The 25,596-nt window shown below is 61.3% G+C and carries 17 protein-coding genes; 4 read left to right on the top strand and 13 right to left on the bottom strand.

Annotated elements, in window-relative coordinates:
* The first annotated feature begins 57 nt into the window (after nucleotides 1-57).
* The gene (locus I2H19_RS07130) at nucleotides 58-1,065 is read left to right on the top strand and encodes a DUF5692 family protein (RefSeq protein WP_195544659.1); all 1,008 of its coding nucleotides are present in this window, start codon (nucleotides 58-60) and stop codon (nucleotides 1,063-1,065) included.
* 236 nt (nucleotides 1,066-1,301) lie between these two features.
* Nucleotides 1,302-2,798, top strand: a complete 1,497-nt coding sequence (locus I2H19_RS07125) for a hypothetical protein (protein WP_229089832.1) — start codon at nucleotides 1,302-1,304, stop codon at nucleotides 2,796-2,798.
* A gap of 73 nt (nucleotides 2,799-2,871) precedes the next feature.
* Here I2H19_RS07125 and I2H19_RS07120 read toward each other — a convergent pair whose 3' ends face one another.
* The 3 genes from I2H19_RS07120 to clpB form a co-directional block, all read right to left on the bottom strand.
* Nucleotides 2,872-4,224, bottom strand: a complete 1,353-nt coding sequence (locus I2H19_RS07120; RefSeq protein WP_195622186.1) for an ATP-binding protein — start codon at nucleotides 4,222-4,224, stop codon at nucleotides 2,872-2,874.
* A gap of 320 nt (nucleotides 4,225-4,544) precedes the next feature.
* Nucleotides 4,545-4,748, bottom strand: coding sequence for a hypothetical protein (locus tag I2H19_RS07115; protein WP_138340859.1), 204 nt, complete (start codon nucleotides 4,746-4,748; stop codon nucleotides 4,545-4,547).
* Between the two features lie 130 nt (nucleotides 4,749-4,878).
* Nucleotides 4,879-7,506, bottom strand: a complete 2,628-nt coding sequence (gene clpB / locus I2H19_RS07110; RefSeq protein WP_195622185.1) for an ATP-dependent chaperone ClpB — start codon at nucleotides 7,504-7,506, stop codon at nucleotides 4,879-4,881.
* A gap of 888 nt (nucleotides 7,507-8,394) precedes the next feature.
* Between clpB and I2H19_RS07105 the strand changes: the two genes are divergently transcribed.
* Entirely contained in the window at nucleotides 8,395-9,042 is a 648-nt protein-coding gene (locus I2H19_RS07105) for a hypothetical protein (RefSeq protein ID WP_195622184.1), read from the top strand.
* A 163-nt stretch (nucleotides 9,043-9,205) separates the two neighbouring features.
* Here the strand turns inward: I2H19_RS07105 and I2H19_RS07100 are convergent, their stop codons facing one another.
* The 5 genes from I2H19_RS07100 to dnaK all read right to left on the bottom strand — a co-directional run bounded on the left by I2H19_RS07100 (nucleotide 9,206) and on the right by dnaK (nucleotide 16,152).
* A complete protein-coding gene (locus tag I2H19_RS07100) occupies nucleotides 9,206-11,506 on the bottom strand; it encodes a hydratase (RefSeq protein ID WP_195622183.1) in 2,301 nt (766 codons plus the stop codon).
* Nucleotides 11,507-11,852: 346 nt separating this feature from the next.
* Entirely contained in the window at nucleotides 11,853-12,269 is a 417-nt protein-coding gene (locus I2H19_RS07095; protein WP_006235210.1) for a heat shock protein transcriptional repressor HspR, read from the bottom strand.
* A gap of 72 nt (nucleotides 12,270-12,341) precedes the next feature.
* A complete protein-coding gene (locus I2H19_RS07090) occupies nucleotides 12,342-13,307 on the bottom strand; it encodes a DnaJ C-terminal domain-containing protein (protein ID WP_195622182.1) in 966 nt (321 codons plus the stop codon).
* Nucleotides 13,308-13,414: 107 nt separating this feature from the next.
* A complete protein-coding gene (locus tag I2H19_RS07085; protein WP_195622181.1) occupies nucleotides 13,415-14,257 on the bottom strand; it encodes a nucleotide exchange factor GrpE in 843 nt (280 codons plus the stop codon).
* A 2-nt stretch (nucleotides 14,258-14,259) separates the two neighbouring features.
* Nucleotides 14,260-16,152, bottom strand: a complete 1,893-nt coding sequence (dnaK, locus tag I2H19_RS07080; RefSeq protein ID WP_006235214.1) for a molecular chaperone DnaK — start codon at nucleotides 16,150-16,152, stop codon at nucleotides 14,260-14,262.
* Nucleotides 16,153-16,681: 529 nt separating this feature from the next.
* Here dnaK and I2H19_RS07075 point away from each other — a divergent pair.
* Entirely contained in the window at nucleotides 16,682-16,933 is a 252-nt protein-coding gene (locus I2H19_RS07075; protein ID WP_158564522.1) for an indolepyruvate ferredoxin oxidoreductase subunit alpha, read from the top strand.
* Nucleotides 16,934-17,172: 239 nt separating this feature from the next.
* On the opposite strand, the gene I2H19_RS07070 is transcribed toward I2H19_RS07075, so the two are convergent.
* The 5 genes from I2H19_RS07070 to I2H19_RS07050 all read right to left on the bottom strand — a co-directional run bounded on the left by I2H19_RS07070 (nucleotide 17,173) and on the right by I2H19_RS07050 (nucleotide 25,593).
* A complete protein-coding gene (locus I2H19_RS07070; RefSeq protein ID WP_195622180.1) occupies nucleotides 17,173-17,718 on the bottom strand; it encodes a transcription repressor NadR in 546 nt (181 codons plus the stop codon).
* Nucleotides 17,718-18,578: a carboxylating nicotinate-nucleotide diphosphorylase gene (gene nadC, locus I2H19_RS07065; RefSeq protein ID WP_195622179.1), complete on the bottom strand. Its 861-nt coding sequence runs from the start codon at nucleotides 18,576-18,578 to the stop codon at nucleotides 17,718-17,720. The genes I2H19_RS07070 and nadC overlap by 1 nt, the downstream gene beginning before the upstream one ends.
* 3 nt (nucleotides 18,579-18,581) lie before the next feature.
* The gene (locus I2H19_RS07060) at nucleotides 18,582-19,958 is read right to left on the bottom strand and encodes an L-aspartate oxidase (RefSeq protein ID WP_271745759.1); all 1,377 of its coding nucleotides are present in this window, start codon (nucleotides 19,956-19,958) and stop codon (nucleotides 18,582-18,584) included.
* A 56-nt stretch (nucleotides 19,959-20,014) separates the two neighbouring features.
* On the bottom strand, nucleotides 20,015-21,040 hold the full coding sequence (nadA, locus tag I2H19_RS07055; protein ID WP_195622178.1) for a quinolinate synthase NadA: 1,026 nt from the start codon (nucleotides 21,038-21,040) through the stop codon (nucleotides 20,015-20,017).
* A 485-nt stretch (nucleotides 21,041-21,525) separates the two neighbouring features.
* Nucleotides 21,526-25,593, bottom strand: a complete 4,068-nt coding sequence (locus I2H19_RS07050) for an MBG domain-containing protein (RefSeq protein WP_271759857.1) — start codon at nucleotides 25,591-25,593, stop codon at nucleotides 21,526-21,528.
* Nucleotides 25,594-25,596: the final 3 nt, after the last annotated feature.

Below are 25,596 nucleotides of genomic sequence, written 5' to 3'. Positions count from 1 at the left end.
TTGGCCAAACTGCCCGCGATCAGAAGAGGGGCCGCGGGCGTGTGAAAGGAGAGCAGCATGCTGTTCGATGTTTGGGGTAGCGATACCCTTATCCACTGGGCCGGCTGGGCCATGGTCTTTATTGGCCTGATCGTGCTCAACGAGGTCGGCCGCCGCACCAAGCTGGGCGCGGCAATCATCTTTGGCGTGGCTCCGCTGGCCATGACCATCTACTGCGTCGCCATCGCCATCGGCGTCTCGCAGGGTGCCGAGTGGGCGCTCACCAACCCCACCCATGTGTACCAGAACAGCTGGTTCCACTACGCCAAGGTATACGCGGCGCTGGCCGGTTGCTGGGGCTTCATTGCCATTAAGTACCAGTGGGGCAAGATTGGCAAGGCGCATTGGTTCCGCGCATGGCCGTTTGTGATCGTCGCCATCAACATCATGATCGCCGTCGTGTCCGACTTTGAGAGCGCCTATCACTTCTTTGTCCTGGGCGAGTCCACCTGGGTCACCTCCGAAGGTGCTACGCAGCTGGCCGGCTGGAACAACGTGTTCAACGGCATCGCCGGTATTATCAACATCTTCTGCATGACCGGTTGGTGGAGCGTCTACGCCTCCGAGGATCAGACCGACATGCTGTGGCCCGATATGACCTGGGTCTACATCATCGCCTACGATATCTGGAACTTCTGCTACACCTACAACTGCCTGCCCACCCACTCCTGGTTCTGCGGCTTTGCGCTGCTTCTGGCGCCCACCGTCGCCGCCTTTATCTGGAACAAGGGCGGCTGGATCCAGAACCGCGCCTTTACGCTGGCCATTTGGTGCATGTTTGCCCAGGTGTTCCCGTACTTCCAGGAGGAGTCCATCTTTGTGACCCACTCCACGCTCGACCCCGGCGCCGCTACCGCGGTCTCGATCGCCGCTCTGGTCGCCAACGTCGCCGCGATCATCTACATCGCCTACCGCGCCAAGAAGCTCGGCCGCAATCCCTACAAGCAGGATGTCTTTGAGGGCACCAGCGATTGGGAGAAGGCTACCGCTCGCCGCGCCAAGGTGGATTACGCGCACGCCGAGTAACGTGTTGGTCGCTGTTGGCAGTTGGGCATAGGCCCGCCCGTCAGGATTTTCATCCAATGTCTCGCAGAGCCCCCGGAAAGCGTTTCGCTCGCTTTTCGGGGGCTTTTGTCGTTGCGTCTCTATTCATCTATTCAAAAACATACGCATATATAAAATCGGATTTCAAATCATGCGGCGGCTCTATGGGGTCCCGTTTTTGGGTACAGTGTTGTCCCGATATTGAGCTTGGGGGATATATGAAAGATGAGACGATGGGCCAAGAGGATGCGGCCCAAGATGCAGAAGCGTGTGCCGAGGCCCTGGAGAGCCTAGACCGGATTTCGCTTGACGATGTTGCGTTTGACGATTCGAGCGTTGATGTGCAGGATGAACCGGAAATCGAGGCACAGCCCGATGATCAGGATGCAGGCGACGTTGAGCCTGCCGAAGATGAGGCAGGTCACGAAGACACCGAAAGCGAGGCCGACAACCAGCCCGAATCCGACACGGGCGAGGAAACCATCTTGCTCGACAGCTTGCCGGCCGAGGATTCGCTGACCCGCGAGCTTCCTGGCTTAGGCTCTGCGCCTGCCGTGGACGAGACCATCGCCATGGGCGATATTCCCCTGCCGTCCGTTCCCTCGGCACGCGAGGCCGAGGTTCGCCATCGCAAAATGTCGCCCAAGCGCCGCAATCTGATGGTTGCCGGCGTCGTAGCCGTCGCGCTTGTTGCCGGCGGCGCAGGCTATGCTGCCTGGAACGGATATCAACAAGAGCAGGCTGCCGTGCTTGCCGCAAACGCCCATACCATGATGTCGGTGCAGATTGGCGTGCATGCCGCGGGCCTCGACTGCTCAACTGGCTCCAAGATTCCCGTGCAGGTGAGCGGACAAGATTCCGACGGTTCTTCCGTGAGCGAAACGCTCTACGTTGACGAGCGCGGCCGCGGCATCAAACTGCTGCCCGGCGATTACACGCTCTCCATCGCCGCCTCCCCCATCGCGGCCGACGGCACCATCTATACCGTCCCGACCACCAAGACGCAGGTCGCCGTTAAGAGCGATGGACAGGATTTAAGTGCCCAGGCCACCTTTAAGCTCAAGGTGCCTTCGGCCGACACGGTGACTGACGACCAGATCGATGCCGCCGCCAAGTATGCCGAGGAAGGCGGTGCGAGCTCCGCCGCGGCCGCCAAGATACTTCAGCAGGCGGCAACCGCGCGGCGCGACGCCGCCGTCAATGCCGTGAGCGCGAGCGAAGCGCAGGCCGCGCGCGATGCCGATGCTCGGCATAAGGCAACGGACCTGTATCAGCTCGATATTCCGGTTGAGTGGTATGGCAAGGTCGCAACCTGGCAAAACGGCAACACGCTGTGCATTTATCTGGACGGCGACAGCGATACGCCGATCGTGACGCTCGTCGCGGTGCGCGAGGGCGAGAGCTTTACGCCCGATGAGGGCGATACGGTTTTGGGTGCGGCCAATCTGGGCAACGGTTATACCGTCTATGCCAGCGGCCCCGTCTATCCGTACGTGGTGCCCCAGACTATCAACGGGCGCACCCAGGATCCAGTGTCGACCTACCCCATGGACGCGGCCATTGAGCTTGTCGAGCTTACGACCGGCAACCGCTATACCTATAGCCAGATCAAGAACGTGCTGGTCGGCAAAGACGGCAAGGCCGACGCCGCCGCCAAACTCGAGACCGACTACCTCGCCCAGATTCTCCTTCCGAGTATCAAAGCCCAGGACTAGCCTGGCGCAGCAAGGTGCTCCCCAACCGTGATGAGGGAGCCAGGAGGTCCTGACCCCACAGGTCCATAGATGATTAGGCAAGGAGCCACTTCCATGCGGGCACAACGTGGACCACACCGTGCTCGCATGAAATATCGGTCTGTTCATCCATGGTAACGATTGCCGACTCGCCAAGATCGAACTGGGCCATCGAGGCATCAAGCGCGGCAATTTCGCGCTCGCGCGTTTTCTCACGTGCCATATCCGCACTCACCTGAATCAGGCTATAAGCCCGCATGAGAAGCGCGTCCCCAGCCACAAAGTCCACCTCATGGCTTTTGCTCTTCTCTTTGATCAGCAGGCGGCAGACCGAGCCGGTCCTCACCGCGGGAGTCTTTCTTCTTAGCGCATTGAACACTGCGGTCTCGAGCCTCTGGCCCTGGTCCAATGCTGATGCGGGAGAGAATGCTCCAAACATCGCAGGGTCGACAGCGTAGACCTTAGACGCAGACCGCATGTTATTTGCCAGTGAACGCGTGAACTCCGGCACAGAAAATAACAGGTAGGCGTCCTCATAATACTCAAGTAAATCGCTAAGCGAATTACGACTGACGGGTATCTGTCTGCTCTTGAACTCGTTGTACACTTTGTTCACTGACAGCTCTCGTCCCGAAGATGCCATACACCGCGTCAAGAACAGCGATGCCAGGCGAGGGTTCTTGACGTCGTAACGTTCAACGACGTCCATGGCGACCGTTCGCGAAGCATATTCCTGTAGCAGCTGAATCGCGTCTGCAGGCGTCTGCTCAAGTGTCGCAATGAATCCCCCTCGTTCAAGATACCCGATCAGATGATGTCGAAGCAGCGCTGCATCGCTCGGGGAAAAGGTCGCATCTGGCTCGAGAACGCTCCCCGTCTTATATCGAACGTATTCCGAAAAACTCAACGGAAAAAGCTCTCGCACAAGAGAACGACCCCTGAACTCGCTCTTAAGTTCTGAGGACAGCATCTTAGAAGAAGATCCCGTCACATAGACGGTCGCTTTCTCCGTATCGACTACACGCCGCAGAAACGCACCCCATTCGGGAATTTCCTGGATCTCGTCAAAGAAAATGTAAGCGCCCTCGGTTCGAGCAACAGGATACAGCGCATAGAACGTGTCGAGCACGTCCGCCAGCAGCGATGGCTCATACGGGCGCAAGCGCTCATCCTCAAAATTGAAGTAAAGCATCCGGTCAAGCTCGACGCCCCGGCTCTGAAGCCGCCGCATCTCCTGATACAGGCGATACGTCTTTCCACAACGGCGGGCCCCCACAATCACATTTACGATGTTGTCGCGCTTTGGCTCCTGTGGGTTTCCTAGATCAAGGTCTCGCTCAAAAACCTGCGGAACCCCCTGCTGTTCAAAGTCCTTTATTTTCTGGGCGATCAAGTCGTTGAATGCCATGATTCTCCAATCTTGCTCTCTAGCTAATCAAAATTATACCGATTCTTGATTAATTAGAGAGCAAGATTGTGTGTAGCTTGATTAACACTTAAGCAAGTTTTATCACCGTTATTGCTCCGAAGGATATCGAGTGGCTAAGAGGACAACCGAGCTCGAATGCGACTCCCCGAGCAGTCAATTTGGGACGGGGCTTTTTGACTACCCTCCCCCTGTAGAAAAATCCCTAACGCAGTTGCGGTGAAATAGGGCTGTTTTTGCTGGTCAAACCGCAAAACAGTCCCTATTTCACCGCAACTTATTGGTGGCCTTTTGGGTGGCACTTAGCGCCAGGGGTCGGCTTCGAACATCGGCTCGCGCTCGGGGCGGCGATCGCTGTAGGGATCGTAGCCGTCATCGTCCTCGTTCTCGGCACGGATGTAGGGGTCGCGCGGCTTGGGCGCCGGTTTGGGAGAAGCCTTCGGTGCGACCGGCGCGGCGGGCGCTGCCTCAGCAACCGGTGCGTGCGTCTTGTTCTCGTCTTTCATCTGCATATCTCCTTGCCATGTACTCATGCTCAACATCATCGATTGTCGCACGAAAAAGGGCGGCGGACCCGATTGGATCCGCCGCCCTTGGCGTTTTGCGATGAGGTGCGGTTAGAGCCGGCCCCATAATTTACTCTGCGTCGGGGACCTCGTAGGTGGCCGCCGGCGTGTTGTCGCACACAACGGTAAAGCCGCCGTCCTTGTCGACATCGACCGTCACCTGATCGCCCTCGCGCACCGTGCCGTCGATGATGGCGGCGGCGATGGCATCCACGACCTCGCGCTGCACCAAACGCTTGAGCGGACGGGCGCCAAAGACCGGGTCCAGGCCGCCCACAGCAAGCATCTGCTTGGCCGCCGGGGTAATGGCAAGCGTCATGCGCTCCTTAGCCAGACGCGCGCGGACATCGGCGAGCTGAATATCGACGATCTTTTCGATCTGCGCCATGCCGAGCGGATGGAACACCACGATATCGTCGATACGGTTGAGAAACTCGGGACGGAAGGTCTGAGCCATGGCCGCGTCGACCTGATGACGCATCTCCTCCTCGTCCTTGCCCGAAAGCTCGGCGATAGCCTTAGAGCCCACGTTGCTCGTCATGATGATGATCGTGTTCTTGAAGGACACCTGGCGACCCTGGCCGTCGGTCAGACGGCCGTCATCGAGCACCTGCAACAGCACGTTGAATACATCCGGGTGAGCCTTCTCCATCTCGTCGAGCAAGATCACGGAATACGGACGACGGCGCACGGCCTCGGTAAGCTGGCCGCCCTCGTCGTATCCCACGTATCCCGGAGGCGCACCGATCAGACGCTGGACGCTGAACTTCTCCATGTACTCGGACATGTCGATACGCACGAGCGCACGCTCATCATCGAACAGGCACTCGGCCAGCGCCTTGGCGAGCTCGGTCTTGCCCACGCCGGTGGGGCCCAGGAAGAAGAAGCTGCCGATGGGCTTGTCCGGATCGGAGAGGCCCGCACGGCTGCGGCGCACGGCCGCGGCGACAGCGGAGACCGCCTCGTCCTGGCCGATGACGCGCTTATGCAGCTCGCCCTCCAAGCCCTTCAGCTTGTCGAGCTCGCCCTGCATCATCTTGGACACGGGCACGCCGGTCCAAGCGCTCACGACCTCAGCGATCTCATCGGAGGTCACCTGCTCATTGAGGCCCTCGCCGTCCTGCTGCTTTTGCGCCTCGAGCGCGGCCTCGGAATCCTGAATCTGCTGCTGCAGGCCCGGAATCACGGAGTAGCGCAGCTCGGACGCACGACCCAAATCGCCGTTGCGCGTTGCACGCTCCTCCTCGCTCTTTGCCTCGTCGAGCTTGCCCTTGAGCTCCTGCACGTGGTCGATGGCGTTCTTCTGGTTGAGCCAGCCGGCCTTTTGCACGTTGAGCTTTTCCTGGACCTCGGCAATCTCCTGGCGCAGGGCCTCCAGACGCTCCTTGGAGGCGTCGTCGGTCTCCTTCATGAGCGCCTGCTCCTCAATCTGCAGCTGGGTGAGCTGACGCGTGGTGGCGTCGATCTCGACCGGCATGCTGTCGAGCTCCATGCGCAGGCGGCTTGCGGCCTCGTCGACCAGGTCGATGGCCTTGTCGGGCAGGAAGCGGTCGGCGATATAGCGATCGGAGAGGTCGGCGGCGGCCACGAGCGCGCTATCGGTGATGTGCACGCCATGGAAGATCTCGTACTTCTCCTTGAGGCCACGCAGGATCGAGATGGTGTCCTCGACGGTAGGCTCGCTGACCATCACGGTCTGGAAACGACGGGCGAGAGCCGCGTCCTTCTCGATGTACTTGCGGTATTCGTCGAGCGTGGTCGCGCCGATCGCGTGCAGGTCGCCACGGGCAAGCGCCGGCTTTAGGATGTTGCCGGCGTCCATGGAGCCCTCGGTGGCACCCGCGCCCACGATGGTGTGGAGCTCATCGATGAACAGGATGACCTTGCCCTCGGACTTTTGCACTTCCTTGAGCACAGCCTTCAAGCGGTCCTCGAACTCGCCACGGTACTTGGCACCGGCGACCAGCGCGCTCATGTCGAGCTCGATAAGGTCGCGGTCGCGCAGGGTACTCGGCACGTCGCCGGCCACGATACGCTGGGCGATGCCCTCGACGATAGCCGTCTTGCCGACGCCCGGCTCGCCGATGAGCACGGGGTTGTTCTTGGTGCGGCGGGACAGGACCTGGATGGTACGACGGATCTCGTCGGTACGGCCGATGACCGGGTCGAGCTTGCCGGCGCGGGCCAGATCGCAGATGTTGCGACCGTACTGTTCCAGTGCCTCAAACTGAGTCTTGTCCTCGGCAGACGTCACGCGGTCATCGCCGCGCAGCTCCTCGTAGACCTGCTCGATACGCTCCTTGGTGACGCCGGCGTCGCGCAGCACACGGCCCGCCTCGCCCTTGTCCTCGGCAAGCGCCATCAGCAGATGCTCGGTCACCACAAAGCTGTCGCCCATCTTGGTGGCCTTCTTCTCGGCCTTCTCGATAACGCGGACGAGCTCGTTAGACAGGCCCATCTGCTGACCCTCGCCCGAAACCTTAGGCGCGTGGTCGATGGCATCCTGTGTGGAACGCGCGAGCTGGGCCGGGTCGGCGCCGATACGCTCGATGATCACGGAGATATTGCGCTCGCCGGCACCGAGCAGGGCAGACAGCAGGTGAATCGGCTCCACCGCGCCGGCCTGCGCGTCGGCAGCCGTGCTCATGGCGGTCTGCAACGCCTCGCGCGACGTCATTGCTAGCTTATCGATTCTCATGGAATCACCTCTCTTGGGGTGGCCGCCCTACGGGGCGGCTTCACGTTGTTCGAGAAGTATTGTTGCCAGCTTTGTACGATCTTATACACAAATCTAAGTCTCTATATATAAGATTTTCTGAGTGATTGAGAGATAGGGAGTAGGCACGCTCGCCCGCTGCGGCCTCGTCCCCTTACTATCTCAATCTGTAACATCTAGCGACTGTTTATGGCTCCAGATGTTACAAATCAAGATGAAATGGCCAGCGGCACCCGTTTGTCTCAATCTGTAACATCTACTCGGCAAATAGGGCTCTACCTGTTACAAATCGAGACGAACAGAAGGCGCCCGAATCGAAAATCTAAATCTGTAACACCAAGCCCACTTTTAGCGGCCAAGATGTTACAGATCGAGACAGACCGAAAACCACCACAAAGGGGACAGGCACCTTCGTGGTGGTCCAACAAAGAAACCGCCCCAATAAAAAGAGGCGGTATCAAGCCCAGTCTACGTTTGGCGATCCCCAGACCCAACGAGAACGCAGTGATGGAATCGAGAACCGACAATAGCCCGTTCGCACAGATAGAGGCAGAGATTCAAGGTCAGAGTCCGGCTTAAACGGCTTAGCTATCGCACGCCACATTGTTCTCGTCATCGTCCCTGTCGTTTTTATAGTGCTTATAGTGAAAATAGCGGGTTTAGTGAGAATAGTATTGCACAAAACTCGTGAACTCAATTTTGACCCCTCGCCCAGAATGAGGGGAGGCAAATATTCCTATTAGAGATCAAATCGAAGCCCAATAGGGCCTTTTAGCCCTCTCATTCCGGGCGGTCGCTTTCTTTTGAATATTGTCGTAAGCTTGTATCATTTATCTTAATGATTGCATATTGCATGAGAGGTGCCCCACCGTGAAACGCTCCACCTATATCGGCCTGCTCGTCTTAGCGTTTGCAATTACCGCAGTCGGCGTGGGCATTATCTATCTCGCATTTCTCCCTGCCTCGGCAACGCAGGCGGCGGTTGAAACCGTAAGCTACCCCATCGAAATCCTCACCGATATCGTCAAACCCGATTCAATCACCGTCGATTTCGACGGTACGCCCGCAGCGCTTGGGGTCAGTAACTATCCCCGAATCGAACTTGGAGCCACGCGCTATACCCAAGATGAGCAGCTTATCGGCAAGGCAACCAGTTTACTCAAAGGCAAGACATTTAAGCGATGGTACGGCGCCGCAATATATCGAGCCAAGAAAGGCCAAATGAATGGCGGGTATTATTCGACCCTTGAACTCGATGCGGCAAACGGGAGCAGACTGTGCAACGTTTCATACGACCCCGGCCACGTGGACAACGAAGGGCCGGGAGTCTATATCTCGGATGGCAACGTGATCTACGTCATGGAAGGCGACCAGACGGCAGTCGTCGATTTTATGGATCGGTGTACCGAGGATGCCTACGAACAAACTTGCGAGCCCGATCCACAGACAGCGCGCGACAGTGGCTCAGCACGCACTTGGCTATTTGACGATGAAATAACCTGGACCCCATCGAAATAAGGACCCGCCGGGCAGGCAACTTTGTGATGGTCCCGGTCAATTATTAGCGCCCCTCAAGACCCAACGAGAACGTCGCGGTAGCCCCGGCCACACCTTTCCCTCGGGCGACCCTCGCGAAGCGCGTGAGCACGAGGGAAAGGTGTGGCCGGGGCGTACAGCAGAGTTACTCGGCAGCGGCCTTGAACTTGTTGTAGTTGATCAGGCAGCCGGCCTTGACGATGGCGCGCTCCTCGGCCGTCATATCGGCAATGTAGAGCTCAATCTGCTCGACCGCACCGTCGGCACGCACCACGTAGGCGGCGATGTCCTTTAGGTCGCCATCGAGCGCGGCGCGGATACCCGGCACAAAGACGTAATCGCCCACCTCAAAGTTGGGCTCCGCCTCCATCTGGAAGGGCACCATGCCCCAGTTCATCACGTTGGAGCGATAGCGCTTGGTGGCGTACTCGTGGACGATGTTGGCCAGGCCGCCAATTACGCGCTGGCAGCTCGCGGCCTGCTCGCGGGCAGAACCGTCGCCGGGCTTCTTGGCGTAGAGCATAGAGCCGTACTCGGTCGCCTTGGCATCGGCCGCGACACCGGCGCCGGCCAGTGCCTCAAACACGCCGGCAAGCTCGGCATCGAGTACCGCCAGGTCGCCTGCCGCCTCGCCGGCAACGCGGCGCTTTTCCACCGCGTCGACCTCCTTGGAGCGGCCCACGTAGGCCGGGTCGCGACGGCTGAGCGTAAACTCGGCCAGACCCAGTGGGTTGGAGCGGAAAGAGCTCGTCTCGCCCGAGGGAATGAGCTCGTCGGTCGTGGTGACCGGGTCCATGATCTTGGAGCACACCTTGAGCAGGATATCGTCGCCGAGAGGCTCCATCGCAGGCCACGGCTTGATGTTGGGACCCTCGACCAGCTCGTCGGCAGGCTCCGCCTTGCCAAAGCCCCAGTACACGCGCTTTTTGTACGGCGCGTCGTCAAAGGTGTACTCGCAGGCCTCGTCCCAAGTCTCCTCGGGCAGGTCGGTCGCCGGCGTCAGGACGCCGCCGTTGGCAGCCGTCGCCGCAATGGAGCGGGCGTCCATCAGGGCCACGGCGCTCAGCTGGCCATTACCCGGCTTGGAACCCTCGCGGTTGGGGAAGTTGCGCGTGGTGTGGCGGATCGAAAGGCCGTTGTTGGCGGGCGTGTCGCCGGCGCCGAAGCACGGGCCGCAGAACGCCGTGCGCACGATCGCACCGGCCTCCATAAGGTCGTAGATGTAGCCACGGCGCGTAAGTTCGAGCGCCACGGGCTGGCTTGTGGGATAGACCGACAGCGAAAACTCGCCGCAGCCGGTGTTGGCGCCCTTGAGCACGCGGGCAGCCTGGACCACGGAGTCGTAGTTGCCGCCCGAGCAGCCGGCGATAACGCCCTGCTGCACGTGCAGCTTTCCGTCGACGATCTTGTCGAGCAGGCTAAAGTGCGTCTTGCCCTCGCCGATCTTGGCGGCCTCGAGCTCCACCTCATGCAGGATGTCCTCGAGATTCTCGTTGAGTTCGTCGATCTCAAAGCCGTTGGAAGGATGGAACGGCAGCGCGATCATGGGCTTGATGCTCGACAGATTGACCTCGACGCAGCCGTCGTAGTAGGCGACATCGGCGGGCTTGAGCTCGCGGTAGTCGTCGCCGCGGCCGTGCATGGTCAAAAACGCGTGCGTGTCCTCGTCGGTGGCCCAGATGCTCGACAGGCAGGTGGTCTCGGTGGTCATGACATCGACGCCGTTGCGGTAGTCGGTCGTCATGCTCGCGATGCCGGGGCCCACAAACTCCATGACCTTGTTCTTAACGTAGCCCTTGGCAAAGACGGCACGGATGATGGCGAGCGCCACATCGTGCGGGCCGACGCCGGGGCGCGGGGCGCCCGTGAGGTAGATGGCGACAACGCCGGGATAGGCGACGTCGTAGGTGTCGCGCAGCAGCTGCTTTGCCAGCTCGCCGCCGCCCTCGCCCACGGCCATGGTGCCCAGGGCGCCGTAGCGGGTGTGCGAGTCGGAGCCCAGGATCATCTTGCCGCAGCCGGCGAAGTTCTCACGCATAAAGGAGTGGATGACGGCGATGTGCGGCGGGACGAAGATGCCGCCGTACTTCTTGGCCGCGGAAAGGCCAAAGACATGGTCGTCCTCGTTGATGGTGCCGCCCACGGCGCACAGCGAGTTATGGCAGTTGGTGAGCACGTAAGGCAGCGGGAACTGCTCCATGCCCGAGGCGCGCGCCGTCTGGATGATGCCGACAAAGGTGATGTCGTGGCTCGCCATGGCGTCGAAGCAAATCTTGAGCGCCTCGGGATTGCCGGACGTATTGTGTGCCTGGAGGATCGAATACGCGATGGTACCGCGCTTGGCATCCTCGGGCGCCTGCGTAATACCGCGCTCGGCAGCCTCAGCCGCAGGCACAACCTCGCTGCCGCCGCGCAGGTAGATGCCGTCCTCGTACAGCTTGACCATACTGTCTCCCACTCTGCCCAAAAGATTTGGGCGCATAGCATACATTCGTTCAATATCGTGCCATAGAACGGTTGCAAGTGGGTTACGAATCTGCGCGTTCACTTTATCTCGGTAAAGTAAAGGACGAACCCCTTGCATCGCGCTCTCGACAAGGAGCATCCCAAAGTGCCAGCCAAAGCAACGTCGCAGGTTGAGGACGGGCAGTGAGCGGGTCGCATTTGAGACAAGGTGACGCGAAACGAAAGGGCGCTGACCTTCTGGTCGCGCCCTTGAAGTTGAACGTCAGATTGTCCAAATGCGGCCCGCGCAGCGTCGGCTGGTCCGCCGTTCGGCAGAACGGCGTAACCTACAGATCTCCTCCCGCACCCAGCAGCTTGCGCATGACCTGTTCGGGGTTAACCGAGCCGTCGCGCGGGGCCAGGGCGGTAATCTTCTTCTGCATCTTGTACTCGTGCAGCTCGTCCTCGAGCTGGCGCACGCGGGCACGGAGTTTTTCGTTCTCGCGCTCGCGCTCCTCGGCACGCTCCTTCATATCGAGGATGCGCACCACGCCGGCGAGGTTGATGCCCTCGTCGGTCAGCTGGTTGATGAGCTCCAGGCGTTCGATATCGGCACGCGAATACAGACGCGTGTTGCCGCCCGAGCGCTGGGGGTTCACCAGGCCCTTGGACTCGTAGACGCGCAGAGTCTGCGGATGCATGCCGGTCAGCTCGGCCGCCACGCTGATCATGTACAGCGGTTTGTTCCTATTGTCCTCGGCCATGCTACCTGACCCCTTTCCGTCTCGTTATCGTCCATCATAAGCCCGCGGGCGTGGGCGTGCGCCGCGACCGCCCTAGTACGTCGCCTTGTAACGGTTGACCTTCTCGCGGTAGTCGCGCGTGTCGGCCTCGCGCAGCTTGGTCATGGCATCGCGCTCGTCATCAGACAGGTTCGTGGGAACCTGCACTTTGATCTCGACGAGCAGCGCGCCCGTACGGCCACGGTGCTTAACGTCGGGTGCTCCCATCTCCTTAAAGCGGAACTTCTTGCCCGTCTGGGTACCCGCGGGCACTTTCAAACGGACCGTCGCGCCGCCGGGCGTGGGCACGTCCACCGTGCAGCCGAGCGCCGCCTCGTAGACCGAGACCGGTACCTCCATGGTCACGTCGGCGCCCTTGCGCTTAAACAGCGGGTGCTCCTCCACATGCGTGGTCACGACCAGATCGCCGCGCTCGCCACCCGCAACGCCATACTCGCCGCGACGCTTGTAGCGTAGCTTGCCACCGTCGACCGCGCCCGCGGGCACCGAGACCGTAATGGTCTGCTGTTCGCCCGTCGAGGGAATGCGATAGGTGACCTTGTGCGTCACGCCGCGGAACGCGTCCTCGGCCGTCACATCGACGGTCAGCGACAGGTCGCCGCCCTTGCGAGCGCGGCTGCGACCCGTGCCGGCACCGGCAGCGCCCGCAGCCCCGGCAAAGCCCGAGCCCCAATCGCTGCCCCAGGCGCCGTTGCCGCTAAAGATGCTGTCGAAGATGTCGCCCCAGCCGCTGGCACCCGCGCCGGCACCGTAGCCGCCGCCATACGCGCCGCCTGCGCCCGGCATGCCGCCAAACATAAGCATCTGGTCGTACTCTTTGCGCTTCTTCTCGTCCGAAAGCGTCTCGTAGGCCTCGCTGATCTCCTTGAACTTGGCCTCGTCGCCGCCGGCATCGGGGTGATATTTTTGCGCGAGCTTGCGAAACGCGCTCTTGATCTCTTTGTCGGAGGCGCTCTTGGATACGCCCAGGATGTCATAGAAGGTTTTGCCTGCAGCCATCGTAGCTCCTCTCCTGTCTCATCCGTCGCCCAGCGGGCGGCGGCTCATGCTTTCATATGGCACTAGGCCAGAAAGGGCCCCGGGTGTTGCCCCGGGGCCCTTCTCAATTACTCCTCGGTGCTCTCGGCCGTATCGGCCGCAGCATCCTCGGGCGCCGCTTCGGGCTCCGGTGCGGGGCGCTTCTCGCCACCGTAGGTCACCGTCACCATCGCGGAACGCAGGATGCGGTCCGCCATGCGGTAGCCCTTCTGGTACACGTCGTTGACGGTCTCGTCGTACTGCGACGCGTCCTCGACGCGACCCACGGCCTGGTGCTCGAGCGGATCGAACGCCTCGCCCTTGGGGTCGATGGGCTCAACGCCCTCGTGCGCAAACACATCGAGCAGCTTGGCATGCACCGCGTCGACGCCGTCGACGAACTGCTTAAAGTCGTCGGCAAGCTCCTGGCTGCGGGCATGGTCGATCGCACGCTCGATATCGTCGACCACCGGCAGCAGTGCAGTGACGAGCTTCTCGGTCGCGCGCTCGCGCTCGGCGATGCGCTCGTTGGCGGTGCGACGACGGAAGTTCTCCCAGTCGGCCTGAAGACGGGCGGTACGCTCAGTGGCGTCCTTTGCCTTGTCCTCGGCGGCCTTCTGGGCCTCTGCCGCAGCATCGAGCTCGCTGCGCACGTCGGCGAGCTCCTTTTGGGCCTGCTCGAACTTGAGCTTAAAGTCGTTGTCGGCGGCTTCCTCACCGGCGCGGATAGCGGCTTCCACCATCTCGTCCTCGGTCATCGTCGCCTCCTTGTTGGAATCCTCTACCTGGTTCTCGGCAGCCTCGGCGGCCTCGGCCTCGTTGGCCTCGGCATCGTCGACGGCCTCTACGGGAATCTTCACGTCCTTCTCCTCAGAGTCAACGGGGGCGGCACCAACGGCGGCCGCCTCCGTGCGAGCTTTACGGGCGGACATGATTACTTGTCCTCGTCGTCCACAACCTCGTAGTCGGCATCGACGACGTCATCGTCGGCAGGCTGGGCGCCGGCGGCACCGTCGGTCTGCTGCTGAGCGTCGGCGTAGACAACCTGGGCCAGCTCGTAGGCCACGGACTGCAGGGACTCGCCGGCGGCCTTGATGGCCTCGACGTCAGAGCCCTCGAGCGCCTTCTTGGCGTCGGCGATAGCGGCCTCGGCCTTGGACTTCACGTCGGCGGAAACCTTATCACCGAGCTCGTTGAGGGTCTGCTCGGTGGAGTAGCACAGGCTGTCGGTCTGGTTGCGGACCTCGACCTCTTCCTTCTGCTTCTTGTCCTCCTCGGCATGAGCCTCGGCGTCCTTGACCATGCGATCGACTTCGTCGTCGGAAAGCGCGGTGGAGCCGGAGATGGTGATCTGCTGCTCCTTGCCGGTGCCCTTGTCCTTAGCGGAGACCTTGACGATGCCGTTGGCGTCGATGTCGAAGGTGACCTCGATCTGCGGCACGCCGCGGCGGGCAGCCGGGATACCGGTCAGCTGGAACTTACCGAGCGACTTATTGTCGCGGGCAAGCTCGCGCTCGCCCTGGAGCACGTTGATCTCGACGCTGGTCTGGTTGTCGGCAGCGGTGGAGTAGACCTCGGTCTTGGAGGTCGGGATCGTGGTGTTGCGGTCGATCATCTTGGTCATGATGCCGCCCATGGTCTCGACACCCAGCGACAGCGGGGTAACGTCGAGCAGCAGGATGCCCTCGACGTCGCCGGTGAGCACGCCGCCCTGGACGGCAGCGCCGTCGGCAACGACCTCGTCGGGGTTCACGGACATGTTGGGCTGCTTGCCGGTCATGGTCTTGACGAGCTCCTGGACAGCGGGCATACGGGTGGAGCCGCCGACGAGGATGACCTCGGTCAGATCGGAGAGCTTAAGCTTGGCGTCGCGCAGGGCGTTGGTGACAGGCTGCTTGCAGCGCTCGAGCAGGTCGCGGGTGATCTTCTCGAACTCGGCGCGGGTCAGCGTGTAGTTGAGGTGCAGCGGGCCGGACTGGTTCATGGTAATGAACGGCAGGTTGATGGTGGTCTGCTGGGCGGCGGAGAGCTCCTTCTTGGCGTTCTCGGCGGCCTCCTTCAGACGCTGCAGGGCCATGGGGTCCTGACGCAGATCGACACCGTTCTCCTGCTGGAACTTATCGGCCATCCAATCGATGACGCGCTGATCCCAGTCGTCGCCGCCCAGGTGGTTGTCGCCCGAGGTGGACAGAACCTCAAACACGCCGTCGGCGAGGTCGAGGATGGAGACGTCGAAGGTGCCGCCGCCCAGGTCGAAGACCAGGATGCGCTGGTCGGTGCCCTGCTTGTCCAGGCCATAGGCCAGAGCAGCAGCGGTCGGTTCGTTGACGATACGCTTGACGTTGAGGCCGGCGATCTTACCGGCGTCCTTGGTGGCCTGACGCTGGGCGTCGTTGAAGTAGGCCGGAACGGTGATGACGGCGTCGGTGACGGTCTCGCCCAGATACTTCTCGGCGTCGGCCTTCATCTTTGCGAGCGTCATGGCGCTCACCTGCTCGGCGGTGTAATCCTTGCCCTCGATGTCGACGACGGCACGGCCACCCTGGCCCTCCTTGACCTCGTACGGCACGGTCTTGATCTCGGAGGTGCACTCGGAGTACTTGCGGCCCATGAAGCGCTTGATGGAGAACACGGTGTTCTTGGGGTTGGTGACAGCCTGGTTCTTAGCGGCCTTACCCACAACGCGGTCGCCGTCGGCACGGAAGCCCACGACAGACGGGGTGGTGCGGTCGCCCTCGGCGTTCACGATAATGGTCGGAGAACCGCCCTCGAGGACGGCCATTGCGGAGTTAGTAGTACCAAGGTCGATACCAAGAATCTTGCCCATTAGAAATTCCCTCTCTCTTGTGCGTTTGCACCGACTCGGCGGTCTGCCGAGCGGTGTTTCGGCTTGTCTTTCAGGATGTAGTGTATCCCCTTATGGGCCGGAATATACAAAATCTAAGTCAATTCATATAAGATTTCTTATTGCCGAGAGTTTAGGTTCGCAAATACGCAGGTAGACGCACTGTTTGGGTTCTCGGCAAATCTATCGAGATCTATGTAGAGATGGCTGAGGTTTGGGTCCGAGGGTGCCTGGGGCTGCCTTGCGGAAAGCTCGTCCCGTTTTGAGCGTGGATTCCGGGTCGCAGTTTCCGCTAGCGGGTCCAACCGGAAACTGCGACCCGGTTTTCGGCAAAATAACGGGATGCCCTTTCCGCAGGCGCGCTCAATAGCTCAATATTTCAAGTCACCTTTAGCTAACATTTGCGCAGCTCAACGGCCCCACCTGCGCGTTTTTTAGTAAACCTTGGCATACTCGGCGAACGGTATGAAGATGCCGGTCAGAGGGTATTGCAAACGGTCGCTCCCGTGGTATGTTTTTGCCCGAATCAAACCGGCGCGCATCGCCTGTAGCGTCGGTCAACAGAGAGGAAACTACCATGGCTCATCCCGTAATTGATGCCGACGAGTGCATCGCTTGTGGCGTTTGCGTCGACTCCTGCCCCGCTGGCGTTCTGGAGCTCCAGGACGTCGCTACCGTCGCTGACGAGGACTCCTGCGTCGCCTGTGGCGCTTGCCAGGACGCTTGCCCCGCTGGCGCGATCACCGAGATCGTCGAGGAGTAACAACTCCCCCACCTGCACACTCAAAAGTACACCGTGCACAAAAAAGGAGGCCTCCGCATCGCCGCGGAGGCCTCCTTTTTTGTGCGGATAACTAATTTGGCACCGTCGCAGGTTGAGCTCACGTCAGCGAAAACACCCCTAAGCGAGCAAGGTGACGTGAAAGAGGAGGGAAGCGTACTTTTTGTACGCAACCGACGATTGAACGTCAGATTGCCGCTTAGGGGCGTTTGCAGCGTCGGCTACGATAGATCGTCCTCGTAGGGCATCAGGTCTGCAAGGTAGCCTTTCTCCTTGAGCATAGCCTCGATCTCGTCGAGGGTTTGCTCGTCCTCCGCCGCGATGCGATGGAAGTGATAGCCGCTCGTCACCGTTAGTAGCGGGAAACTCTTGCCGCTCTCGATATCGCGCAGATAGCGCTCAACATCGCGACGGTTGCGGATGTCCAGGTCGGCCGTGATCTTGCCGTACACACGATGGTTGACGATCACGTTGAGCACGGCGCCACCCGCGTCGACGATACTCGTGAGCTCGTCGCCCGCCTGCTCCACACTGTGGCGCACCTTAACAAGACGCGTGGGCACGGCGGGGCTACTCGCGGCCTCCTGCAGCACGTAGCCGCGATTGGTCGCCACGATATCGTGCCCATCGGCGCGCAGCAGGGCGATGTCCTGCACCACGACCTGGCGGCTCACACCCACCTCGTGGGCAAGCGCGCTGCCCGACACGGGTCCCTTGGCTCGCTCGAGCACGGCCATGATGGCACGGCGACGCTCGCGGGCGTTCATTATTTACCGTCCAGCAGACGCAGGTGCTTAAGCGAGAGGTCGAGAATCGGCGCGGAGTGCGTCAGGGCGCCCGAGCTAATAAAGTCAACGCCCAGGTCGGCAAGCGCGCGGATATTGCTGGCATCCACGTTGCCCGAGCACTCGGTCTTGGCGCGGCCGGCGATAAGCTCAATCGCGTCAGCCATGTCGTCGTGGGTCATGTTGTCGAACATGATGATATCGGCACCGGCCTCCACGGCCTCGCGCACCATGTCCAGGTTCTCGCACTCGATCTCGACCGTCGTGGTAAACGATGCATGGGCGCGCGCCATCTCGATCGCACGCGTCACACCACCGGCGGCGTCGATGTGGTTGTCCTTGAGCATGACGGCCGTCGACAGGTTGTAACGGTGGTTGCTGCCGCCGCCGATCTCGACCGCGGCCTTCTCGAAGACGCGCATGCCCGGCGTGGTCTTGCGCGTGTCGACAAGCACGGTCTTGGTCCCCTCGAGCGCCGCCGCCATGTTGTGCGTGTAGGTGGCGATACCGCTCATACGCTGCAGATAGTTGAGCGCCACGCGCTCGCCCGAAAGCAGCACGCGCGCGTCGCCGCGCACCTGGCCCACGTGGTCGCCGGCGTGCACCTCGTCGCCGTCGACGACATCAAACAGCACCGAGCTCTGCGAATCCAGCAGCTCAAAGGTGCGAGCGAACACATCCAGGCCGGCGATGATGCCGTCGGCCTTGGCGATGAGCTCCACCGTGGCGGGGCGCGCCGTGGGGCACACGCTCGCCGTGCTCACGTCCTCAAACGTGATGTCCTCGCGCAGGGCCTGCAGAATCAGATCATCGACGACGAGCTTCATGGTAATGGGATTCATGGTCTATTCCTCCACGGCCTGCGTGCCGGCGGCACGGGCCAAATCATCGATTGCCAGGGTGTCGGCGCCCAGGGCGCGATGACGGCCATCGAGCGCGGGATCGCCTGCCTGCTCCACGGCCAGTGACTCGCCGGTACGCATATACCACGCGGCGCGACGACCCCAGACCAGCGCCTCGAGCAGGCTGTTTGAAGCCAGGCGATTCTTGCCGTGAACGCCGTTGCAGGCCGTCTCGCCGGCGGCGTAGAGCTCGGGCATCGAGGTGCGGCCGTCCTTGTCGACCCACACGCCGCCCATAAAGTAGTGCTGCGTGGGCGTAACGGGGATGGGCTCGTCCAAGATGTCGCGGCCGTCCTCCAGGCAGCGCGCGCGAATGTTGGCAAAGTGCCCGGTCACCACATCGCGCTCGACGGGGGCAAAACTCAGCCACTCGTGCTCGGTACCGTCCTGCTTCATCTGCTCGCGAATAGCGGCGGCGACCACATCGCGCGGCTGAAGCTCGTCGGTAAAGCGCTCACCAGCGGCGTTGAGCAAAATCGCGCCCTCGCCGCGGCAGCTCTCGCTGATCAGGAAGGTGCGGCCCGGCTGCGGCGAGAACAGTCCCGTGGGGTGAATCTGCACGTAGTCCAGGTGCTCCATCTTAATGCCATGCTCCTGAGCGATGTAGCAGGCGTCGCCCGTGAGCTGCGGGTAGTTGGTCGAGTGGTCGTACACGCCGCCAATGCCACCCGTCGCCCACAGCGTGTGGCGGGCATGGATCTTAAACGGCTTACCGGCATGCACGCCCTCAGCGGCATTTGCCAGCTCGTCGGCGGGGCGAACCGAGTTGTCCTCGTCCACGGCTACGGCGACGACGCCGGTGCACACCGTGGCGCCATCGCGCTCGGCGGTCAGGATGTCGGTCATGGCCACGTGCTCCAAAATCTGCACGTTGTCCAGCTTGCGAACGGCCTGGAGCAGCTTGGTCGTGATCTCCTTGCCCGTAATGTCGGCATGGAAGGCAATGCGCGGACGGCTGTGCGCGCCCTCGCGGGTAAAATTGAGGCTGCCGTCGGCCTTGCGCTCAAAATCCACGCCCATCGCTAGCAGGTCGTTGATGACCGAGCGACTCGAGCGAATCATGATGTCGACGCTCTCGCGGCGGTTCTCGTAGTGGCCGGCGTGCATGGTGTCCTCAAAGAAGGCATCGTAGTCCGAGCCCTCGGGCAGCACGCAGATGCCGCCCTGCGCGAGCATCGAATCGCACTCATCGACCGCGCCCTTGGAGAGCATGATCACGCGCGTGCTCGTCGGCAGATTGAGGGCCGCGTACAGACCCGCCACGCCGCAGCCGGCAATAACGACGTCGCACTCCATATCGGGGTATTGCTTGGTTTCCACAGGAATCCTCTCCCTTGTAATGTGACATAAGGGACCGTCCCTCATGCAACATTGTTCTAGCGCGCTGCGTACTCGAGCATACGGTCGAGCGTGAGCTTGGCCTGGTCTGCCGCCTCGTCCGAGACGCCGATCTGCACCTCGCCCTCGCCCGTCTCCAGGCAGCGCACGAGCTTTTCGAGCGTGATGAGGTCCATGTTGACGCAGGTGGGCTGCACCGCGGGGAAATAGAACTTCTTGCCGGTGCCCTGGCAGCGGCGCTCGAGCTCGTAGAGCACGCCGCGGACCGTCACGATGATGAACTCGCTCGCGTCCGACTCCTCGGCATACTTGATGATACCGGCGGTGGAGCCGATGTAGTCGGCCTCGGCCCGAACGTCGGCCTTGCACTCGGGGTGCGCCAGCACGAGCGCGTCGGGGTGGGCCTCCGTCGCGTCGACGATCTGCTCGACGGTGATGATGTGATGGCGCGGGCAGTAGCCGTTGTTGAGGATGACGTGCTTTTGCGGCACCTGCTCGGCTACGAAGCGTCCCAGGTTTTGGTCGGGAATGAACAGAATATGCTGCTGCGGCAGCTCGGACACGATCTTAACGGCGTTGGAGCTGGTGACGCACACGTCGCTCCAGCTCTTGATCTCGACCGTGGAGTTGACGTAGCACACCACGGCCAGGTCGTCGCCGTACTCGGCGCGCGCCGCGTCGACCGTCTCGCGCTTGACCATGTGCGCCATGGGGCAGTCCGCGCCCGGCTCGGGCAGCAGCACGGTCTTGGTGGGATTGAGCAGCTTGGCGCTCTCGCCCATAAACTCCACGCCGCACAGCACGATAGTCTGCTGCGGCAGGCTCTTGGCGAGCTTTGCCAGGTAGAAGCTGTCGCCGACGAAATCGGCCACAGCCTGAACCTCGGGCGCCACATAATAGTGCGCCAGGATTACTGCGTCACGTTGGGTTTTTAGTTGCTGAATGGCCTCGACGAGCTCTGCGGGCACCAGTGCCGCGCGCTCCGTTGCCGTCGTTGCCGATGCCAGGCCGGCCGCGATATCGCGTGCAAGCTCCGATGCATCCATGTTCGCGCTCTGTGCCATCAAGGCCCCTCTCTTTTGGCGAATCTTGGGGCTTTAGTATGACACCTAGGTTTACAGCTGACAAGACAGCTGTAAACCTAGGTGTAAAGTTGAAATAAAGATTCAATTACGGAGCGACCCATTTTAGAATTGGCGAGCTGAAAAGAGCCGAAATGGCTTCTTTCTAATATTTGAACCCTCTGTTTGATGCCCCAGTTTGAGGGGCCGTGGGCAAAAAAGGGCAAATATGAGTACTGTTACCAGATTAGTAGCAGCGTTTTTCGGTCCGTCAGTCCCATGAATCGCCTTTTTGGGCTCCGAATCCAGCGACAGGCATCCCAAAATCACGCTCGCGACGCTCCCTAGACCCGTTTTGAGCCTTATTTTGCTGTTACTAAAATAGTGACAGTACTCATATTTGCCATTTTTTGCCCACAAGACCTCGCGGCGCTACCCAAAGTGGCCCGGATGGCGAAATCCGGGGCCCCAAGGGGATGAGGAGGCGACTAGGCGCGGCGCCTCATGGCGTATGCCAGCAGCAGAACTGCCACGCCGGCTGCAAGTACGCCACCAGCCATGGCGTACATCCCATCGCCGACCGAAGGCATGGTCGCCTTGCCAGCCTTCTTCTTGGACTTAGAAGACGTGGTCGTCGTGGTCGTGGTGGTCTGGCTCGAATCGGGCGTCGGCTTGGCGGCCTCGGCAATGGTAAAGGTCATCTCGGCCGTACCCGTGGTCGAAACCACGCTCAGCTTATGCTCGCCCACGCCAAGCGTCTTCACGAAGCTCGCCTTGAGCGTCACGATTGTAGAGCCCGAGGTAAGAACGAAGTTATCAGCACCGACTTCCATGTCGTCGACCAGCACCGTCTTGAAGTACTTGATCGGCGCGTTCGAGCGGAAGCTCAGGTCCTTGGCGGTGTCGACCGTAATCGCCTGGCCTGCACCCTCAATGATCGTGGGGGCCAGGATCGCGATGTCCTCGGTCTTGCCCTTCTCGCCGCAGACAGTGCACTCCTGGTGCCTCTCGCCCTTGGCCTCGGTGGTCGCCGGCTTGTCAACGACCCACTCAAAGGTGTGCTCAGCCTTGTCGAGGATCTCGCCGCAGCGGCAGATGTGCCAGTGAGCCTTGGCGTCGTGCGCCCAGCCGGAGCCGTCGGGCTCGTGCTTGAGGACGCCATCGACCGTCACGTTCACGTCGTCCTCGACGTCCTTGAGCTCATAGGCGCCATCGTCGGAGAGCTTAACGGCCTTGCCGTTGACGTTGACGGCGTAGTCCTTGCCCGTAAAGTACGCGCCGTCGATGCTGATGGCGAGCTTTGCGGAGCCGCGCCAGTCGAGCTCGGTCGCCGTCGAGGTGAGCGTGTATCCAGCCTGATTACCCGGCAGCGTCACGACGAGCTTGCGGCCAGCCTTCACGGTAACCTCGGTAACGGCAGAGGCGTCGTAGTTGGCCTTAGCCTGGTAGCGTACCTCGTACACGCCGGCGGCGAGGTCCTTGAGCTCGGTCACGTCCTTGCCCACGGCCTGGTACTCGGCAGCACCTTGGGCACGCCACTCCATGGTGGCGTCGACGCTCGTGATCTTGCCGTCGGACTTGCCGCTCACGGTCTCGGCCTCGGTCTGAACCACCGGCGCGTCCTGCGGGGCGTTCTTGATGGAGAACTCGCAGGTCAAGCCATCGGCTGGCAGTACGTAGTTGCCCGCAGCCTTGCCCGTCAGCTCGGCGAGGGTCGCCTTATAAGAGGTGCCGACCTCGGTCTGGGAACCGTCAACGAATGCACCAAGGTCATCCTTGCCGATAACATTGCCGAGCGTGGCCACGGGACAGTGCTCCTTGCCGTCGTAGACGAACTCGGTGGTGCCCCACGTCACGGTGAGCAGGCGCTGGTTAATGGTGAACGTGCCGTCGACGAACGTAATGATGTAGTTGGGGTTGGCGCCCTCGGGCTGCGTCAGCCGCAGCGCATAGCCGCCCTCGCGCACGTCGTCGCAGTCTTCGCGCGCGATCTCGAGCTCAAGTGTCTCGTCCTTTACGAGCTCGCCAGCGGTGACCGACCACTCAAAGACGGGGTCTTTCTCGCCGTAGGTCTTGGAGGCGTTCTGAGCGGTGACCGTGATCGCACGCGGCTTGACCTCGAGCGTCACCTGACCCTCGACCGTCGCACCGCCAATCATCACCCTATAGGCAACGTCCAGCTTGCTAACGTTCTTGATCTCGGGAGCAGTGGCAGACCAGGTCTTGCCGCCGTCGGCGCTGTACTCGGCCGTCGCGCCCTCGGGCAGCGCCGAAGCATTGACCGTGTGGTACGCGCCGTCGTACTCGCCGGAGTAACCGAAGATAGCGGCAGCCGGAATCTCCTCGGAATCAAGTTCGTACCCGCAGACGACACACTGACGGTGGCCGAAGCCCTTCTCGGTCGCCGTGGGAGGCGTGTCGACAACCCACGTAAAGGTGTGCGCGGCCTCGGCGATCTTGCCGCCGCAGGTGCACTCATGCCAGTGCGTGTTGTCATCGGAGAGCCACCTATCGCTCACGGCCTCGTGCTTGCGCACGCCTTCGACCGTCACCCTCACATCGCCCTCGACGTCCTGGACGGTGAACTCGCCGCGGTCGTTGAGCGCCACGACGGAACCGTTGACCTTAACGACGTAGGCGGAGGGGTCGGCAAAGTAGCCGTCCTCGATGCTGATAGCGAGGGTAGCGGAGCCATGCCAGTCGAGCTCGGTCGCGTCGGCCGTGAGCTTGTAGCCGACCTGTTCGGCGGGCAGCGTCACAGCGAGCTTGCGGCCCGTGGCAACCGTGACCTTGGTCGCGGCGGAGGCTTCGTGGTTGTCATCGGCGCGGTAGCGCACTTCGTACGTGCCCGCGGCAAGGCCGCTGAGCTCGGCCACGCCTTCGGGCACAGCCTGATACTCGCCCGATTCCTTGGCGCGCCACTCCATGGTGGCGTCGACGTCCGTGATCTTGCCGTCTGCCTTGGCGCTGACGGTCTCGGCCACACCCTGGACCACCGGCGCGCCCTTGGGCGCCTTCTTGATAGAGAACTCGTAGGTCAGACCCGTTGCCGGCAGCTTGTAGTTGTCCTTGTCGGCGCCCGTCAGCTCGGTGATCTCCGCCGTGTAGGTGCCGGCCTTGACCGCGGCACCGTCGACATACGCAGAGACGTCGTCGCCTTCGAGAATGTTGTTGAGGTCTGCCCCGGGGCAGTGCTCCTCGCCGTCGTAGGTGAACTCAGTGGTGGCGTCCCACTTCACGGTGAGCTCGCGCTTATCGATGGTGAACGTGCCGGGCTTGAACGTAATCTCGTAGTTGGGGTTAGCGTCTTCGGTCTGCGACGCCGTCACGGCGTAGCCGCCCTTGCGCACGGTCTCGCCGCCCTCGCGTGAAACGGTGATGCCCTGGAGGCTCTCGCCCTCGACGAGTTTGCCTTCAGCGACCTTCGAGCCCAGAACAGGGTCATCGTCGCCGTACGCCTTAGAGGCGTCGGATGCCGTCACAGTAACCTTACGCGGCGTCACCACAAGCTCGGCCTCGCCCTCGATAGCGGCTCCGTCGACGGTCGCGCTGTACTTGAACGGCAGGGTGCCAGCATCCTTGATGCTGGGAGCTTCGGCAGACCAATTGACGCCACCGTCGATGCTGTACTGGACCGCCGTGCCCTCGGGCAGGGCCGAGACATCGGCAGTGTGGACCTTGCCGTCATACTCGCCGGAGTAGCCGGCAACAGAGGCTGCCGGAATTACAACCTTCTCGGAGGAGTTGTAGTCACAGACAGTGCAGTGCAAATGCTTGGATCCAGGCTTCTCGACCGTAGGCTTCTCGTCGATTACCCACTCGAAGGTATGCTCGGCAACGTCAATCCGCTCACCGCACGTGCAAACATGCCAGTGAGAAGAACCGTCGCTCTTCCAACCGGTGCCATCGGGCTCATGCTTGGCGATGCCCTCGACGGTAATCACGGTGTCTTTCTCTACCTTAGACAGTTGGTAAACACCCTGCTCGCTGGGCTTGATGGTCTCGCCGTTTGCCTTAACAGCAAGATCCTTGGTCGCGTAATAGCCATCCGCAACCGCAAGCTTAAGCGTCGCAGAACCATGCCAGTCGAGCTCGGTCGCATCAGCCGTGATCGTGTAGCCCGCCTGCTCGGCCGGCAGCGTCACCTTGAGCTTAGGCCCAGCGGCGATCGTAACGGTAACGGTCTCGGAGGCTTCATAATTCGTCGTCTTCCCGTAGCACAGGCGATAGGAACCGGGCACTAGATTCTCAAGCTTGTCGCCATCGACCAGATCACTTGCCTTGATGAACATCATCTGCTTGCCAGGCTTGCCCAGCATCATCGATGTATCAACGCCCTCAATCTTACCGTCGTGTTTACCACTCACGGTCTCCGCCGTCGCCTTTACATTGGGAGCGCTGTCCCGTTTGGCCTTGGCGATAGCGTACGTGCATTCAATGCGCGAAGAGGGCTTCCGATAATTAGAGAGAACCTTATCCTCACCGACGAGGCCAGTCGCCTTCGCCGTATACGTGCCGGCATTTACCTTTGCGGCATCTACGAGCCTGAGAGACACGTC

Source organism: Collinsella aerofaciens, assembly GCF_015560135.1.
Taxonomy (GTDB): Bacteria; Actinomycetota; Coriobacteriia; order Coriobacteriales; family Coriobacteriaceae; genus Collinsella; species Collinsella aerofaciens_AN.
This window is presented reverse-complemented; position numbering and strand designations above follow the sequence as displayed.